Origin of the sequence: Alkaliphilus flagellatus, assembly GCF_018919215.1 — a bacterium.
Classification (GTDB): domain Bacteria; phylum Bacillota; class Clostridia; order Peptostreptococcales; family Natronincolaceae; genus Alkaliphilus_B; species Alkaliphilus_B flagellatus.
On sequence record NZ_JAHLQK010000001.1, the window covers coordinates 483,639 to 500,849 of the forward strand.

Genomic DNA, 17,211 nt, shown 5'->3' on the forward strand with positions numbered 1-17,211 from the left:
AGGGGGAATTATAATGAACGAAATTAATGGAAACTTTGAGATGCAGGAAGTTGATTTAGAAAAAAAAGTTAATGAAGTAGCTGTAAAAGTAAAAGCTTCGCCAGAGGTACAAAAATTAGCAACTCAATTGGATATAAGAAATGCTCAAGCTATTATGTCTTTTGGACAAGACACTGCTGTTGAAATTTCAAAATTTAGTGATCGTATTTTATCTTCTATTAGTAACTCCTCTGTAGAAGATAGTGGAAAAATGTTACAGCAATTAAATTCTATAATGGGTAAGTTTGATAAAAAAGATTTTGAAGATAAAAAACCAGGACTTTTTGAAAAAATATTTAACAAAGTTAAAGATGATATTAACAAATTGCTTGAAAAGTATCAGACAATGGACAAAGAAATTTCAAAAATTTATGTAGAAATTAAGCAATATGAAAATGAAATAACGAAAACAAATAATATGCTTGAAGAAATGTTTGGAAAAAATTTAGAGTACTATGAAAATCTTGAAAAATATATTCAAGCAGGATATATAATAACTGATAATATGAGAACTCAAGTTATACCACAACTAGAGCAAAAAGCAGCTTCTGGAGATCAAATGGAAGCAATTAATCTACAAAATGGACTACAGGCACTTGAAATGGTAGAGCAAAGAATATATGACTTAGAAATGGCTAAAATGGTTGCATTACAAACAGCACCTCAAATTAAGCTAATTCAAAGAGGTAACTATAATCTGCTACGTAAAATTGGAAGTGCATTTGTAGTAACGATTCCTGTGTTTAAGTCAGGACTTATACAGGCGATTGCTATAAAAAGACAAAAAATACAAGCAGATGCAATGAAAGCTTTAGACGATAAAACAAATGAAATGCTAATGAGAAATGCTCAAAATATAGCTAGTCAGTCTGTAGATATTGCAAGATTAACATCAGGGTCTAGTATTAAAATTGAAACTCTTGAAAAAACCTTTGAAACTATAGTAAGAGGTATTGAAGAAACTAAACAAATAGAAGAAGAAAATAGACAAAATCGTGATGCAAGTAGACAAAAACTGTTAGAGCTTCAACATCAATTAGAAAGTAAAAGATAATAATACCTTACTTGACAAATTTGACTAAAATTAATAAAATTAAATTTAATATTAAATATTTTAAGTTTTAAATAGTAAATATTAAAGATTACGAATAATTATTTTTAAATAATAAAAAATGAAGAAAGTAGGGATAATAATGGCTATTAGTTTAAAAAAAGGTGAAAAGGTAGATTTGACTAAGGGAAATCCAGGGTTATCTAAGGTTGTAGTAGGTCTTGGATGGGATACAAATAAGTATGATGGAGGCAATGCTTTTGATCTAGATGCTGCAGCATTTCTTTTAGGAAGTGATGGTAAAGTGAGTGGAGATCATGATTTTATTTTTTATAATAATTTAAAGGATAAGTCTGGATCTATTACTCATTTAGGAGATAACCTTACTGGTGAAGGTGATGGAGATGATGAGCAAATACAAATAGAATTATCTAAGGTTCCTGCCAGTATAGAGCGTATTGCATTTACTGTAACTATCCATGATGGAGAAGAACGTGCCCAAAACTTTGGACAAGTATCCAATGCTTTTATACGTGTATTCAAAGAAGAAACTGGAGAAGAATTAATTAGATACGATTTAGGGGAAGACTTTAGCATCGAAACTGCTTTAGTTGTAGGCGAACTATATAGACATCAAGGAGAATGGAAGTTTAATGCTATCGGAAGTGGTTTCCAAGGTGGTCTCTTTGCCCTTTGTAGGAATTTTGGAGTAAACGTAGGATAATACTAGTTAAAAATAAGGTGGGAAAATTAAATGAAATATGAAATCTTGTATGGAAACGCTTTTCCAATTGTAAAGATAAATTTGCAAAAGGGAGAAAGAATAAAAGCAGAATCCGATGCTATGGTGTCTATGTCAAGTACAATTGATTTAGATGGAAAGCTAGAGGGTGGGCTTTTTAAAGGTTTAGGTAGAATGCTTGCGGGAGAAAAGTTTTTCTTTCAAACTCTTGCGGCAAATAGAGGACCTGGTGAAGCACTACTTGCACCTTCTGTTCCTGGTGGAGTTGTAGATGTAGAGCTAGATGGAAGCTACGGCCTATGTGTGCAAAAGGATGGATTTTTAGCAGCTTCAGACTCTATATCTGTTGATACTCAAATGCAGAACCTAACAAGAGGACTTTTTTCTGGGGAAGGTTTCTTCATACTAAAGGTACGTGGTACAGGTACGGTTTTTATTAACTCCTATGGGGCTATACATCCGATTAACTTAGAAGCAGGAGAAGAGGTAGTAATAGATAATAGTCACTTAGTAGCTTGGCCAGACTATATGCAATATAATATAGAGAAGGCTTCTTCAGGATGGATATCCAGCTGGACATCTGGTGAAAGCTTAGTATGTAGATTTAGAGGTCCTGGAACAGTGCTAATTCAAACTAGAAATCCTAGAGGTTTTGGTGCATGGATTAGACAATTTATACCAACATCAGGTAAATAATATATAAATAATTTCAATATTTAATTTATAATAAATAACTCGAGAGGAGGAAGTAATATGACAATTAGTTTACAAAAGGGACAAAGAGTAGATTTGACAAAGGGAAATGCTGGATTATCTCAAATAATGATAGGACTAGGCTGGGACCCAGTTGAGCAAAAAAAAGGTGGACTTTTTGGTGGACTTTTAGGTGGTGGCAAGGCTCCTGAAATAGATTGTGACGCTTCTGTATTAATGCTAGATGAAAATAATAAATTGGTATCAAATAAAAATCTAATCTATTTTGGTAATTTAAGAAGCAGCTGTGGAAGTGTATGGCATACTGGAGATAATTTAACTGGAGACGGAGATGGAGACGACGAGGAAATTATCGCGGTTCTTGGCCAAATACCTGCAAATATACATAAGCTTCTATTTGTTGTAAATATTTATGATTGTATTAGACGAAAACAAGATTTTGGAATGATAGAAAATGCTTTTATTCGTATAGTTAATATGAGTAACAAACAAGAGCTAATTAGGTATAACCTAACAGAGAACTACGGTGGAAAAACGGCACTAATGGTTGGAGAAATATATAGACACGGCAGTGAGTGGAAATTCGGAGCTATTGGAGAGGGGACCCAAGATACTTCCTTGGGAGAAATTATTAAAAAGTTCTAAACTAAATAAAATCATTTAGTAGAAAGGAGAAGTACTATATGACAATTAATTTATCTAAGGGTCAAAGAATAGACTTAACTAAAACTAATCCTGGACTTAAAAAGGCTATTATAGGATTAGGATGGGATACAAACAAATATTCTGGAGGATATGATTTTGATTTAGATGCTTCTGCCTTTTTAGTAGGAGCTGACGACAAAGTAGTTAATGAAAAGGATTTTGTTTTCTATAACAACCTGCAAGGAGCTAATGGGTCAGTTATCCATACTGGAGATAATAGGACAGGTGAAGGAGAAGGAGATGACGAACAACTAGTGATAGTTTTCGACAAGGTTCCAGAACATGTACATAAGATTGCAATTACAGTTACTATACATGATGCATTGCAGAGAGCTCAAAACTTTGGACAAGTCTCTAATGCTTTCGTTCGATTAGTAAACGAAGAGACTAATGAAGAAGTATTGAGGTATGATTTAGCAGAGGAGTTCTCTATAGAAACAGCTATAGTAGTATGTGAGATATATCGTCATGGTGGTGAATGGAAGTTTAGTGCTGTTGGAAGCGGATTTCAAGGTGGACTAGCTGCACTTTGTGCCAACTATGGATTACAGGTAGGTTAACAAAATAAGTCGGTAGGGGGAGTTTGATATTCCTACTGGCTTTTTTATTGTATTGAAAAAGTATACTTTACAATACAATAAAAAAGCCATATTTTGCTGTTTTTTGTTGAAAACTTTGCGAAAATATACTCTGTTATTATTTTCACTTTTCATATAAAATAGTCATATAGATTTAAGCTGTATACCTTATAAGAATTATATTACGAATGAAAGAAGGGCTATGGGTTGAAATATTTTAATTATCTATCAGAGCAAGAAATAAAAGACCTTTTTTATAAAGAACCACAAAATTTTACAAAAAATGAAGACAAGGATATATTATCCTATGCCCTCGGAGCAACACTATATATGCCAGGTATAAGAGATAGGATAGGGACAGATATTATAGAAAAAAAGATAAAGGGTATAATGTCTGTAATTATTTGCCTTGAAGATTCTGTAGGAGATAGTACTGTTGAAAATGGATTAAAAAATGTAATTATCCAATTAAAAAAAATAGATGATGCATTGAAAGAAGGAAATATATTAGAGGAAGAAGTACCACTTATTTTTATAAGAATTAGAAACCTAGAGCAAATTAAGTCTATTTCCATGGCTTTAGGAGAAAAAATAAATCTATTAGCTGGTTTTGTTATTCCTAAGTTTTCTTATATTAACGGAGAAGATTATTTTAAGGAGATAGAAAATCTAAATAGCAAATGGAATACTTCATTATATGTTATGCCTGTACTTGAAACTAAGGATATTTTATATTTAGACAATAGATTGGAGTATCTTAAAAATTTGAAAGAGTTATTCGATAAATATAAACACTTAATATTAAATATTCGTATTGGAGCAACTGATTTTTCAAGTTTGTTTGGTATAAGAAGAAATATTAATAATGCGATATATGATATTTCTGTTATTAGAGATTGCTTAAGTAGTATTATTAATATATTTGGAAGATATGAAGATAATTATGCAATATCAGGACCAGTATGGGAGTATTTTACTAAAAACACAGGTGATGAAAACTACTATTTGCAAGAGCCTATAGCAGGATTAATTAAGGAAGGAAAGCTGGATAAAGAAAACGGATTATTTGGAAAAACCGTAATACATCCTAGCCAAATAATTCCTATCCAATCACTTCAAGTAGTTACTTACGAAGAATATATGGATGCCTATGCAATTATATATAATGAAAATGAAAATAACGGTGTAGTTAGTAGCATATATAAAAACAAAATGAATGAAGTTAAGCCTCACTTAAATTGGGCCAAAAAGATAATCAAAAAATCATATATTTATGGGGTGTACAATGAAAACAAATGTTACAAAGACCTATTGGCAAGAAAGTAATAAGTATGAATATAATATCATTGACGCATTGAATATGATTATTAGAGTAAAAGATAACCACTACAATATTCCACTCAATACTTTATTTACTATGGCTGCACGGAAAAATCCCAAACGCAGCTTTTTATTTGTAAGTAAAGTTTTAGGAAAGCATATTCCTATTAATCCTTACAGTGGATTATTAGCAAATCTTATACTGGCTACTAAATATATGGATGAAGTTTACAATATAAAAGATGAGACTAGGATTAAAGAACTCGTTAGTGGTTTTATTGATCAGAATAATTGTGAAGATATTTACAAAAAAGCAATTCAAACTCCATATGTATTGCCAGAGCCTAATATTTTTATTGGATTTGCTGAAACTGCTACAGGAATAGCCCAAGGGATATTTAGCTATTTTAAAGGTGAAGGATTTTATACCCATACTACAAGAGATATAGTTTTAAACAATGATTTCAATATAGCCTTTGAAGAAGAGCATTCCCATGCTAAGGATCACAATTGTTATGGTTTAAGTGAAGAAGTTTTAAAGTCAGATGCACCAATTGTATTAATAGATGATGAGCTTACTACGGGAAAAACAATTTTAAATATTATTAAGGCTCTGCAAAGCAAATATCCTCGCAAAACTTATGTTGTATTATCCATTTTGGATTGGCGAAGCGATGATGATATTAATAAATTTAATGAAATAGAGAGGGATATGGGAATCTCTATTAAAGTTATTTCTCTAGTGTCAGGTAATATTGAAATAGAAGGAAGTTCAAATATAAATTGTATAAAACAAAACGAAGAAGTAGCAATATGTGTAGAAGAATCTGATGTTAGTATAGAATACTTAATGTTAGATGATTATTTTGATAAACCACTCAGTTATACTTATCTTGATGGAGAAGGAAATGAGCATATAACTCCATATTTAAAAGAAACAGGGCGATTTGGTATATCATGCAGTGAACAAAACCATATTAGTAACAAAATAGCTAAAATAGGAGAATTACTTAAGTCAAAAAGAACAGGTGATAAAACACTATGCTTAGGAACAGAGGAATTTATGTATATTCCAATGATGATAGCAGCCCATATGGGGCAAGGGGTAAAATATCACTCTACTACTAGAAGTCCTATTTATCCATTAAATAAAGCTGAGTATGGTGCTAAAAATGGATTCTCTTTTGAAAGTCCGGGGGGATCAGGTGTTATAAATTACTTATATAATATTCCATATGAAGGGTATGATGAGCTATTTTTAATTTTAGAAAGAGAAGTTTCTCCTAATAGATTAGACTCTATAGTAGGTACATTAAAGATATTAGGTATTCCTAAAATTTTTATTGTGTATTGTTTGGCGGCAGAGAACAAGCCTTTTACTGGAAGTTACAGTAAGGAGGATGTAGTTTTTCTTTTAAAAAACATTAGTGATTCTATAATAGAAACAGATACAGAAGATAAAGAAGAAGCTATACAGTCTGGGGTCCATTATTCTGAAATGCTACCTGTTGAATATAAACCAACTGAGAATTATATAAATTTATTTCATAAATCCTTGGAGGAATCAGCTAGAAAGGTTGCATTGGCTGTAGCTGTAGTTTCTGAAAAAATTATAAGTAATAGAGGGAAGGATATTGTTTTAGTTTCTTTAGCAAGGGCAGGAACACCTATTGGAATATTGATTAAAAGATACTTAGAAAATAATTACGGTATTAAATTGCCACATTACAGTGTTTCTATAATTAGGGGTAAGGGAATAGATGAGAATGCGATTGCTTATATTTTAAAGCAGCATCCAGAAAAAGAAGTGCAGTTTATAGATGGATGGACAGGTAAAGGTGCTATTACTAGAGTATTAATTGAAGCTTGTAAACAGATAAAAGAAAGTTTAGGAGTGGATTTAAATTCTGATTTAGCAGTATTAGCTGACCCTGCATATTGTACAACAACCTTTGGTACTAGAGAAGATTTTCTTATTCCAAGTGCTTGCCTTAATTCTACAGTTTCAGGTTTAGTTAGCCGTACGGTACACCGTGAAGATTTAATAGGACCCAATGATTTTCATGGTGCTAAGTTTTACGAGGAAATGAAGGATGATGATGTATCTAACTTATTTATAGATAGAATTACAGAAGAATTTTCTTTGATTCAAGATGAAATAGAAGCTGAGATAAATCTTCATAAAGAACTTCCACATGAAGTTACTTGGAAAGGATTAAAAGATATTGAAATAATACAAACGGTATTTGGAATAGAAGATATTAATTTAATTAAACCAGGTATAGGAGAAACTACAAGGGTACTTCTGCGTAGAGTGCCTTGGAAAGTATTAGTTCGTGATTATGAAAGTGATAATCTAAAGCATATTTTATTACTAGCAAAAGACAGAGGAGTTCCTGTAGTGGAATATCCACACATGACCTATGAATGTTGTGGATTGATTAAGCCTTTAAAAGAGTGAATTTAATATAATATTAAGAAAATTGTGGATAAAACAATAAGAGATTAGGAGTATATTAATAATTTATTCCTATTAATGCCACTTCCCCTATAGAAATTTTCAATTTTATTGAAATGGACAAACCATCTATAATGAAATTGAGATTACTAAATTAAAGAAATAGGGGGAATTATAATGGCTACTAGAAGTACTGCTTTGGGTTCAACTAGAATTATGATAATGGCATCTTTAGGTATTGTTATTAACATTGTTTTAGGTACTTTTGTTCAAGGATTGCAAATTCCATTAATATTCTTAGACACAATAGGAACAATTTTTGTAGCAGCAACCTTAGGACCTATTGCAGGGGCTATGACAGGAGGTTTAACTAATATTATTCAAGGTATGATAACTACTCCTAAAAATATACCATTTGCTATTGTAAGTATAGTAGTTGGGATAATAGTTGGTCTTATTGCTAAGAAGTGGAACTTTGGTATTAAAACAGCAATTGTTACTGGTGTTATTTTAGCTATTGCGGCGCCCGCTATAGGTGCACCAATAGCAGCTTTCTTATTTGACGGAGTAACTGGAGGAGGAACCGATGCTATACTTATGTGGTTACGTGCAAGTGGACAAAGACTTCTCCCTTCTGTTTTCATAACTAGAGTAATAGGTAATTTTATAGATAAAATAGTAAGTTGTATATTAGTGTCTATTTTAATAGTATCATTGCCTACTAATTTTAAAATAGGTAAGGAAACTAGAAATGTATAGAGAAAAATTGATAATCTATACTGCACATTGTGTTTTAAATCAGAATGCAGTAATTAATGGATGGGAAAGAGCTCAAGGTGCTTTTAATGATATTATTAGAATTTTATTAGATTATAATATATCAATAGTACAGATGCCCTGCCCAGAGTTTACATTTTTAGGAGAAGATCGTCCTCCAAAGACTAAAGAGGAGTATGATACACCTGAATATAGGCAATTATGTAAAGAATTAGCTTTAAGATTGGTAGAACAAATAGTTGAATATAAAAAGCATGACTATAAAATTATTGGACTTTTAGGAATAGGGCAAAGTCCTTCCTGCGACACTATGGGAAAAAAGGGAATCTTTATGGAAGAACTTTTTATGTTAATAGAGAAAGAAGATTTACAACTGCCTACCTTCGATATTCCAGAGAATTATAAGGAAGGAGAAGCTGATGAGGTAGTAAAACAATTTAAAAATTTTATTGAAGAAAAACTCCACCTTTAGTTGTGGAGTTTTTTATTTTAATTATTTTTTAGTTATATATTGACAAAGGCGCGTATATACTGTATATATATAGTATATACAGTATATACGGAGGAAGAAAAATGAGAATAATTATTCTAAATGGATCAGGTCAGCCAATATATGACCAAATTACAGATCAGATTAAAAATTTAATTTTAAATGGAGAATTATCGGAAGGTGAACAATTGCCATCTATAAGAAATTTAGCAAAGGAGTTACAAATAAGTGTAATTACAACAAAGCGGGCCTATGAGGAACTGGAAAGAGAAGGTTTTATAGAAACTGTTGCTGGAAAAGGCTCCTTTGTAGCAGTTCAAGATAAAGAACTACTTAGAGAAAAAAAGCTACAAATAATTGAGGAAAAACTACAGAGTGCTGTTATAGAAGGAAAACAGTTAGGCTTAACTATTGAAGAATTAAATGAGATGCTTACAATACTTTATGGTGAGGTGGAATAGAGGATGAATTATTTATTAGAGTTAAAGGATGTATCAAAAAGGTATAAGGAATTTCAATTAAATAACATAAGCTTTAATTTAGAAAAAGGATATATTATGGGGTTTATTGGTCCTAATGGAGCTGGGAAAAGCACAACTATTAAACTTATAATGAACCTAATAAAAAAAGATGGAGGGCAAATTAAAATCTTTGGCAAGGATTATAAGAAGGATGAAATTGCGATAAAGGAAAGAATAGGCTTTGTATACGACGAAAATTATTTTTATGAAGATTTAAGTCTTCTAGACATGAAGAATATTATCGCACCTTTTTATAAAAATTGGGATGAAAAAACTTTTCAAAAATATATTAAAGAGTTTAACCTATCTTTAAAACAGAAAATTAAAGAATTATCTAAGGGGATGAAAATGAAGTATTCACTAGCCTTAGCCCTATCACATAAGGCAGATTTAATTATAATGGATGAGCCTACATCAGGGTTAGACCCCATTATAAGGAATGAGCTTTTGGAAATCTTGTATGATATTATACAAGATGAAGAAAAGGGAATTTTATTTTCTACTCACAACACTACAGATTTAGATAAGATTGCAGATTATATTACCTTTATTAACGATGGTAAAATGCTGTTTAGTGAACCAAAGGATGAAATAATGAATCAATATAAAATAGTGAAAGGCGGAAAAGAAGTTTTAAACTTTGATACAAGAAAAAAACTTATAGGAGTAAAAGAACACAATTACGGTTTTGAGGCTTTAACAACAAACAGTGTGCTATTAAAAAAAGAGCTAAAGAATGAAATAATAATTGAGAATGCTACATTAGAAGATATTATGTTATATACCGTTAGGGGGAATAAAAAATGATTAATTTAATAAAAAAAGAATTTATAATCCAAAAAAAATATTTTTTATTATTGCTTGGATATAGTTTTTTTATGCTTATAGCATTTTCAATATCTTCGTCAGATATGGCTCAGTCGGCTTATGTGGCAGCAGCTATAGGAATAACCTATATGTTTATTCAATATTCATGTTCTATCGATGATCAAAATAAAAGTGAAAAAATATTAAATAGTTTACCTATTAGTCGTAAAAAAATTGTACTTTCAAAATATGGAGCTATAATGCTATTTTCTATGTTATCTGTTATTGTAGTAGGATTAGCAGGAATGTTAGTTTTAAAATTGTCTTTCACTTATATTCGAATAATAGAATTAGAAAACATTGTTGCTATTCTTTCAATTGCTTGGATGCTGGCAGCCATTTATCTACCTGTTTACTTTAAATTTGGATATATAAAAGCAAAAGTATTTAATATGATTATATTTTTCATTTTCTTCTTCGGTCCAATGTTCGCTAAGAATTATTTGCAAAAATATATAGGTAGTTCCTCTATGGAGTCTAGTTTGAATTTTATAGCAAGTAATGGTCCTATTGCTATTGCTGGAATAACTTTATTTACCGCTATGATTCTTGTAATTGTTTCTGCTATAATATCAACAAAGATATATTCAAATAGAGAGTTTAACTAAAATAAACAGCGGAGGTGAAGGGGTGAATTTACTAGATATACAAAGCTTATCTGGAGGATACGATAAAGTAAAGATATTAAATCAAGTATCCTTCCAGGTGAAGCCAGGAGAAATTTTAGGATTAATTGGACCAAATGGTGCTGGTAAAACAACAATTATAAAAAGTATATTGGGGATTTTGCCTCCTATAGATGGAGAAATTAAAATGCTACAATATAATATTAAGGAAGATCCTCTTGAATTTAAAAAACGAATTGCCTATGTTCCTGAGGTCCCTTTACTATATGATGAGATGACCCTTTTGGAACACTTAGAGTTTACAGCAATGTCCCATGGATTAGATAAGGAAACTTTTGAAAAAAGAATGATGGAGCTATTAAAAATATTTAGGTTAAAGGATAAGCTCCATCATTTTCCTAATTCATTTTCAAAGGGTATGAAGCAAAAGGTTATGATTATGTGTGCTTTTTTATATGATCCTTCTGTATATATTATAGACGAACCTTTTGTAGGACTAGATCCGAAGGCAACTAAGGACTTTATAGATATAATAAAGCTAAAGAGAGAAGCAGGCAAGGGAGTTTTAATGTGTACCCATGTATTGGATACAGCTGAAAAAATATGTGATAGGTTTATATTAATTAATTCCGGCATAATTGAAGCTACAGGTACTATGGAGGAGCTAAGAAAGTATGCGGAAATAGAATATGGAAGTCTAGCAGATATATATGACAGATTGGTGAGTGATAGCGAATGAATCCAATCTTATTAATATGGAAAAAACGGATAACTTATCTAGCAAAGCTATACTATAAATTTATATCTTTTCAAATAGATGGAGTTATCTTGTTATATTTGTTAGGAATAATTGGGGTGTTAGGATTTTATTCTAAGGAAATTATATTGGAGATTATGGGATATTTATCTGTAGGTTACATGGCTATAATACCACAGATGATATTAGTATTAAGTCTTGTATCTGGAAATCTTGTTGGATATTTGAAATTGGCAGATCAAGTGTTTTTATCACCTTTAAATATAGATGGTAGACGGTTTCTTAGGTATTCCCATACACTAAGTGCAGGAATATATGTACTAATATGGTCTTTAATATGGACTCTTTTATATTTTTATTATCGCATTTACTTTAATGCAACAATTAATATATACTTGGTTGTCTTAGTATGTGGATCAATATTAAGGCTAGCTATTTTAAACTTTAAATTTACTCTATGGAATAAACAGGGAAGATGGAAAAGAAGAATATATAGTACTCTGTTTTATTCTGTAGTGTCTAGTCTTATAGCATGGATTTTACCCATATTAACTCAAGGTTATATATCAAGGCTTAAAATAGTAATATATTTTAGCAGTTCAATAATTATTCTAATAATATCTCAATTAATTAAAAATGATGTTTTAATTGATTGGGAGAGACTAATTAATGAGGAAACAAACAAAAGAGTTCAGAATTTTGCATTTCTACTTAAGGAATCTTCTAAGGAAAAGAAAGCATCTAGGGTAAGGACCATTCCGATTTTTAGTGGTAGAAAAATATTACCCTTTCACCAGACTGGTGCACTATTATTACTATATTTTAAAATACTACAAAGGGGAAAGGGCAATCTTACTTTATTATTACAAATGTACTTTGCTATTTTAGCAGGTATTACTTTTGGTGATAGGCTAGTAACTAGTAGTGGTGTTGTAGAAATCCATACATTTACAATAATAAGCATTGTATTAACAGCCTACATAGTTGGGGATTTTTTATCATCCATATGGATTAATCTAAAGGAAGATACATGGTTTCAAATCTATCCGTATACACTTAAACAAAAAATAAGAGCTATTAAGCTGGGACCAACTATTATATTAGTAGCATTTTTAATATTACTGAGTATACCGTTGAGTTTATTGAACGGATGGATTTTTAATCCTATTATAGATTTTATCGGAATTTCGATTTTATCAATAATTATTGTAGAAATTCATAGTTATTTATTAATCTCAAAATTAAAAGTATATTAATCAAATATCTAAAATTTATTTTAGCCCTACTATTTATGAAAAGTGTATCGATACAAACTTTTACTAAACTACTTAGAATACATACTTTACATAGATAAAGTCTCGTGGTACAATAAAAGTGTAATGATAGTGCGATACACTTTACATATTATAAGGGGGATATTTTAATGATGAATAGACAATTACAATCTAATAAGATACAAGATTTAACAATCTTAGGTCTTTTAATTGCTTTGGTAGCTGTATCTACAATGCTGATTAAAATTCCAGTTGTTTCTACGGAAGGGTACATTCATTTGGGCGATAGTATGATTTTTCTAGCATCAATTATGTTTGGTAAAAAGAAAGGTGCTATTGCTGGGGGATTAGGATCCGCTATGGCAGATTTACTTCTTGGGTATACTCATTGGATATTACCAACACTTATTATTAAAGGTCTAATGGGATATGGTATTGGTGCTATTTCAGATCAAGAAAATGATAATATAATTAACTTTAGAAATAGTGGTGCTTTAGTATTTGGAGCTAGTTGGATGGTATTTGGTTACTTTATTGCAGGAGGAATTATGAAGGGAAGCTTTGTGGTTTCAGCAACTAGTATACCAGCAAATTTAGTTCAAGGTTTTGTAGGCGCTTTATTATTCATACCAATAGGTATTGCTCTTAAAAAAACTAAATATTTTAAGCAATATGTGTTAAAATAACGATGGGGAAATTTCTCCATCGTTATTTTTATAGTGTGAGAAAGTATAAACTTTTTTACTATTTAAGGTTTTTAAAAAAGTAGGATGTTGGTAATATTTTAAGTGCGTCATGAGTCGATGCGATAGCATCAGACGAATTTTTTTACATAAGATATTATTGAACGACTTTCATAACTTTTTGGATACATATATAATTGACAGTATCTAGATAAAAAGTTAAAATGAAAAAGTCTGTAATAAATATTTTAAAGTTAAATTTTTGAAATATACTACAGAAATTATTGCTGATTTAAAATTTTTAAACGTAAATAATTTCCTATATGTTATAAAAAGCATTGAATGGAAATAAATAATAAATTTAGAGGATAGAGAAGAGGAACAATTATGACAAATGCAAATTCATCTTTTTTAAATGAAGTTAATAGAAGAAGAACCTTTGCGATTATCTCACATCCCGATGCGGGTAAAACAACCTTGACAGAAAAACTATTGCTTTATGGTGGAGCTATTCGTTTGGCTGGTTCTGTAAAGGCTAGGAGAGCGCAAAAACATGCAGTATCTGATTGGATGGAAATCGAGAAGCAAAGAGGTATTTCTGTTACCTCCAGTGTACTTCAATTTGAGTATAACAACTATTGCGTTAATATACTAGACACCCCAGGTCACCAAGACTTTAGTGAGGATACTTATCGTACATTAATGGCAGCGGATAGTGCTGTAATGGTAATTGACTGTGCTAAAGGTGTAGAGCCACAGACAAAAAAGCTATTTCAAGTATGTAAAATGAGAGGTATACCTATTTTCACATTTGTAAATAAGCTAGACCGTGCAGGTAAAGATCCATTTGAGATTATGGAGGAAATTGAAAAGGTATTAGGTATTAGATCTTACCCTATGAACTGGCCAATAGGTACTGATGGTGACTTTAAAGGAGTATTCGATCGTCAAAAGCAACAAATAGAAGTATTTCATGAAAAGAATCATGGTCAAAGTGTAGTAGAATCTACAGCTGGAGATGTAACAGATCCTGCTTTTAGAGATTTACTAGGTGTAGATTTACACAATCGATTGATGGAAGAAATTGAGCTGCTTGATATGGCTGGGGATGATTATGATTTAAACAAAATTCTAAAGGGTGAGCTAACTCCTATGTTCTTTGGTAGTGCGATGACTACCTTTGGAGTAAAGCCATTTTTAGAATATTTCTTAAAAATGACAAATTCTCCATCCGGTAGAATGAGTAATCATGGAGAGATTACTCCAGAGTCTGAAAACTTTACGGGCTTTGTATTTAAAATTCAAGCTAATATGAATCCAGCCCATCGTGACCGTATAGCTTTTATTCGTATTTGTTCAGGAGAATTCCAAAAGGGTATGGAAGTTGATCATGTGCGAATAAATAAAAAGGTAAGATTATCACAACCCCAACAATTTTTAGCTCAAGATAGGGTAGTAGTAGAAAAGGCTTATCCTGGAGATATTATAGGTATTCACGACCCAGGTATATTTAATATCGGAGATACCTTGTGTCAAGATGGATCAAAGACCAAATATGAAGGAATTCCTGTGTTTGCTTCTGAGCATTTTGCCAAGATATATGCAAAGGATTCTATGAAGAGAAAACAATTTTTAAAGGGTATTACACAGCTAGCAGAAGAAGGTGCTATTCAAGTATTTAGGCAGTTATACATTGGAACAGAGGAACTAATAATAGGTGTAGTTGGTGTACTTCAGTTTGAAGTATTAGAATATCGTCTTCAAAATGAATACGGGGTAGATATTAAAATGCAGCAACTACCTTATAGATATATTCGTTGGGTAGAAATGAAGGACTTTGACCCAGATACATTTAAGACAACAACTGATACATTGATTGTAGAAGATGATGAAGAAAGACCAGTATTATTATTCCAAAATGAATGGTCAATACAGAGAGTAGCAGAGCGTAATCCCAATGCTACATTAAAGGAAATTTCCATAAAATAGTTACCTTTTAATTTCACATTAATGATTTTTTATATAATAAATACTAAAAGTCCCTAAAATTTAAAATTTTAGGGACTTTTAGTATTTATTAAAAAATTAATTAATATTATACTTTTTTATCTTTTTCCATAATGTAGAGCGACTTATACCCATATGTTTAGCAACATCATTTTTAGATCCTTTCATTTGTATAAGTAAATCAATAATCTCCTGTTTTTCTGTGTTCTCAAGAGTTAAACTTACATTATTATTAATATTTTGAATTGATGAAGAGGAATACTTATCAATAAGTTGATCAATAACCATATTTAAATCATCTTTTAATAAATTTGCTTCTAATAAAAGTGTTAAACGACTAAGAACATTTTCAAGTTCCCTTATATTTCCCGGAAAATCATGATTAGAAAGTAAATTTAAAATATTCATTATTGTTTTTTTGTTTTTTGAATATAATGCATGATTGACTTTTGTAAAGTAGTTAATAGAAAAAAGAATTATATCTTCTTTTCTTTCTCTTAAAGGAGGTATTTTAAGGTTTAAGACATTTAAACGATACATTAAATCCAATCTAAAATTCCCTTTTTCAACTTCTTCAATTAGATTTTTATTTGTAGCGGAAATAATCCTAACATCTACTGGTATTATTTTATTGCTTCCTATTGGTCTAATTTGCTTTTCCTGAAGAACCCTTAATAATTTAGCCTGAACGGACAAAGGTATTTCACCTATTTCATCTAAAAATATTGTACCTCTATGTGCTTGCTGAAATAAACCCATTTTACCTCCTTTCTTGGCACCCGTAAAGGAAGCTTCAGAGTATCCGAAAAGTTCTGATTCTAAAATACTTTCAGGTAAGGTGGTGCAGTTTAAAGCAACAAAAGGACAATCTTTTCTATCACTATAATTATGGATACTTTGTGCAAATAGCTCTTTTCCCGTTCCACTCTCGCCATTTATCAAAATAGCTGATGATGTTTTTGCATAGATTTTGGCTATTTTAATTACGTCTGCCATGTTTTGGCTCTTGTGTATAATATCATCAAAATTATATTTAGCAAAAAATCCTGTATCTATAATTTTATTTCTGATATCCATTTCATTTTCCTGTATTTTATTAACATCTTGAAACAATGCTACTGCTCCTATAATTTCATTATCACTATAAATAGGAATTCTGTTTATAATTATTTTTTTGTTATTTCTTATAGCTAGTCTGTTTTTGTGTACTTCCCCAGTTTGTAAAACTTTAACCAAGTCAGAATCAGGAAAAAAATCCGTTGTTTCCTTGTATAACATTTCTGGAATAGGCATATTTAAAAATTCTTCGGCCCACTTATTGATATTTACTATAATCTTGTCCTTATTAATTACTACAATACCGCTGTAAGAAAAATTTAAAACAGTTTTAAATACTTCTAAATCAAGTTTGGTTTTAAAATCATTTTTATTTGAATTCATATTTATCATAATCCCACCTACTTAGAATAGAGTATAGGTTAAGCATACCATAAATAATACAAAATGAAACAAAAATATACAAAAATAAACAAAAGAATACTAAAAATAAAATTATTTCTGAAAAAACAACAAAATTCATACAATATATTTTGGCATGAATTT

17 protein-coding genes are annotated in these 17,211 nt (G+C 30.7%); 16 read left to right on the forward strand and 1 reads right to left on the reverse strand.

The window, feature by feature from the left end:
* The first annotated feature begins 13 nt into the window (after nucleotides 1-13).
* The 16 genes from KQI88_RS02160 (at nucleotide 14) to KQI88_RS02235 (ending at nucleotide 15,591) form a co-directional block, all read left to right on the forward strand.
* Nucleotides 14-1,093, forward strand: a complete 1,080-nt coding sequence (locus tag KQI88_RS02160; RefSeq protein ID WP_216414714.1) for a toxic anion resistance protein — start codon at nucleotides 14-16, stop codon at nucleotides 1,091-1,093.
* Nucleotides 1,094-1,232: 139 nt separating this feature from the next.
* Entirely contained in the window at nucleotides 1,233-1,814 is a 582-nt protein-coding gene (locus tag KQI88_RS02165) for a TerD family protein (RefSeq protein WP_216414715.1), read from the forward strand.
* Nucleotides 1,815-1,844: 30 nt separating this feature from the next.
* Entirely contained in the window at nucleotides 1,845-2,528 is a 684-nt protein-coding gene (locus tag KQI88_RS02170; protein ID WP_216414716.1) for a TIGR00266 family protein, read from the forward strand.
* Nucleotides 2,529-2,585: 57 nt separating this feature from the next.
* Entirely contained in the window at nucleotides 2,586-3,191 is a 606-nt protein-coding gene (locus KQI88_RS02175) for a TerD family protein (protein ID WP_216414717.1), read from the forward strand.
* 38 nt (nucleotides 3,192-3,229) lie between these two features.
* Nucleotides 3,230-3,811: a TerD family protein gene (locus KQI88_RS02180; RefSeq protein ID WP_216414718.1), complete on the forward strand. Its 582-nt coding sequence runs from the start codon at nucleotides 3,230-3,232 to the stop codon at nucleotides 3,809-3,811.
* 225 nt (nucleotides 3,812-4,036) lie between these two features.
* Nucleotides 4,037-5,155, forward strand: a complete 1,119-nt coding sequence (locus tag KQI88_RS02185; RefSeq protein ID WP_216414719.1) for an HpcH/HpaI aldolase/citrate lyase family protein — start codon at nucleotides 4,037-4,039, stop codon at nucleotides 5,153-5,155.
* Nucleotides 5,115-7,610 (forward strand): phosphoribosyltransferase, encoded by a 2,496-nt coding sequence (locus tag KQI88_RS18405; protein WP_216414720.1) that lies wholly within the window; start codon nucleotides 5,115-5,117, stop codon nucleotides 7,608-7,610. Before KQI88_RS02185 ends, KQI88_RS18405 begins: the two co-directional genes overlap by 41 nt.
* A gap of 174 nt (nucleotides 7,611-7,784) precedes the next feature.
* Nucleotides 7,785-8,366 carry a CD3073 family putative ECF transporter S component gene (locus KQI88_RS02195; RefSeq protein WP_216414721.1) on the forward strand — a complete coding sequence of 194 codons (582 nt, stop codon included), beginning with the start codon at nucleotides 7,785-7,787 and terminating at the stop codon, nucleotides 8,364-8,366.
* Nucleotides 8,359-8,856, forward strand: coding sequence for a CD3072 family TudS-related putative desulfidase (locus KQI88_RS02200; RefSeq protein ID WP_216414722.1), 498 nt, complete (start codon nucleotides 8,359-8,361; stop codon nucleotides 8,854-8,856). The genes KQI88_RS02195 and KQI88_RS02200 overlap by 8 nt, the downstream gene beginning before the upstream one ends.
* Nucleotides 8,857-8,957: 101 nt before the next feature.
* A complete protein-coding gene (locus tag KQI88_RS02205) occupies nucleotides 8,958-9,335 on the forward strand; it encodes a GntR family transcriptional regulator (protein ID WP_216414723.1) in 378 nt (125 codons plus the stop codon).
* 3 nt (nucleotides 9,336-9,338) lie between these two features.
* Complete coding sequence (locus KQI88_RS02210; protein ID WP_216414724.1) at nucleotides 9,339-10,202, forward strand: ABC transporter ATP-binding protein; 864 nt, start codon at nucleotides 9,339-9,341, stop codon at nucleotides 10,200-10,202.
* Entirely contained in the window at nucleotides 10,199-10,870 is a 672-nt protein-coding gene (locus tag KQI88_RS02215; protein WP_216414725.1) for an ABC-2 transporter permease, read from the forward strand. The genes KQI88_RS02210 and KQI88_RS02215 overlap by 4 nt, the downstream gene beginning before the upstream one ends.
* 22 nt (nucleotides 10,871-10,892) lie before the next feature.
* Complete coding sequence (locus tag KQI88_RS18230; RefSeq protein ID WP_216414726.1) at nucleotides 10,893-11,627, forward strand: ABC transporter ATP-binding protein; 735 nt, start codon at nucleotides 10,893-10,895, stop codon at nucleotides 11,625-11,627.
* On the forward strand, nucleotides 11,624-12,901 hold the full coding sequence (locus KQI88_RS02225) for an ABC transporter permease (protein WP_216414727.1): 1,278 nt from the start codon (nucleotides 11,624-11,626) through the stop codon (nucleotides 12,899-12,901). Before KQI88_RS18230 ends, KQI88_RS02225 begins: the two co-directional genes overlap by 4 nt.
* A gap of 167 nt (nucleotides 12,902-13,068) precedes the next feature.
* Nucleotides 13,069-13,605: an ECF transporter S component gene (locus KQI88_RS02230; RefSeq protein ID WP_216414728.1), complete on the forward strand. Its 537-nt coding sequence runs from the start codon at nucleotides 13,069-13,071 to the stop codon at nucleotides 13,603-13,605.
* 384 nt (nucleotides 13,606-13,989) lie between these two features.
* Nucleotides 13,990-15,591 (forward strand): peptide chain release factor 3, encoded by a 1,602-nt coding sequence (locus tag KQI88_RS02235; protein WP_216414729.1) that lies wholly within the window; start codon nucleotides 13,990-13,992, stop codon nucleotides 15,589-15,591.
* 96 nt (nucleotides 15,592-15,687) lie between these two features.
* Here KQI88_RS02235 and KQI88_RS02240 read toward each other — a convergent pair whose 3' ends face one another.
* Nucleotides 15,688-17,058 (reverse strand): sigma-54 interaction domain-containing protein, encoded by a 1,371-nt coding sequence (locus KQI88_RS02240; RefSeq protein WP_216414730.1) that lies wholly within the window; start codon nucleotides 17,056-17,058, stop codon nucleotides 15,688-15,690.
* Nucleotides 17,059-17,211 lie beyond the last annotated feature (153 nt).

Bases quoted from the DNA above. Each gene is read 5' to 3' on its own strand.
- KQI88_RS02235 (WP_216414729.1), top strand. From the start codon at position 13,990: ATGACAAATGCAAATTCATCTTTTTTAAATGAAGTTAATAGAAGAAGA.
- KQI88_RS02200 (WP_216414722.1), top strand. From the start codon at position 8,359: ATGTATAGAGAAAAATTGATAATCTATACTGCACATTGTGTTTTAAAT.
- KQI88_RS02175 (WP_216414717.1), top strand. From the start codon at position 2,586: ATGACAATTAGTTTACAAAAGGGACAAAGAGTAGATTTGACAAAGGGA.
- KQI88_RS02165 (WP_216414715.1), top strand. From the start codon at position 1,233: ATGGCTATTAGTTTAAAAAAAGGTGAAAAGGTAGATTTGACTAAGGGA.
- KQI88_RS02160 (WP_216414714.1), top strand. From the start codon at position 14: ATGAACGAAATTAATGGAAACTTTGAGATGCAGGAAGTTGATTTAGAA.
- KQI88_RS02180 (WP_216414718.1), top strand. From the start codon at position 3,230: ATGACAATTAATTTATCTAAGGGTCAAAGAATAGACTTAACTAAAACT.
- KQI88_RS02215 (WP_216414725.1), top strand. From the start codon at position 10,199: ATGATTAATTTAATAAAAAAAGAATTTATAATCCAAAAAAAATATTTT.
- KQI88_RS02230 (WP_216414728.1), top strand. From the start codon at position 13,069: ATGATGAATAGACAATTACAATCTAATAAGATACAAGATTTAACAATC.
- KQI88_RS18405 (WP_216414720.1), top strand. From the start codon at position 5,115: ATGAAAACAAATGTTACAAAGACCTATTGGCAAGAAAGTAATAAGTAT.
- KQI88_RS02170 (WP_216414716.1), top strand. From the start codon at position 1,845: ATGAAATATGAAATCTTGTATGGAAACGCTTTTCCAATTGTAAAGATA.
- KQI88_RS02240 (WP_216414730.1), bottom strand. From the start codon at position 17,058: ATGATAAATATGAATTCAAATAAAAATGATTTTAAAACCAAACTTGAT.
- KQI88_RS02205 (WP_216414723.1), top strand. From the start codon at position 8,958: ATGAGAATAATTATTCTAAATGGATCAGGTCAGCCAATATATGACCAA.
- KQI88_RS02225 (WP_216414727.1), top strand. From the start codon at position 11,624: ATGAATCCAATCTTATTAATATGGAAAAAACGGATAACTTATCTAGCA.
- KQI88_RS02210 (WP_216414724.1), top strand. From the start codon at position 9,339: ATGAATTATTTATTAGAGTTAAAGGATGTATCAAAAAGGTATAAGGAA.
- KQI88_RS02195 (WP_216414721.1), top strand. From the start codon at position 7,785: ATGGCTACTAGAAGTACTGCTTTGGGTTCAACTAGAATTATGATAATG.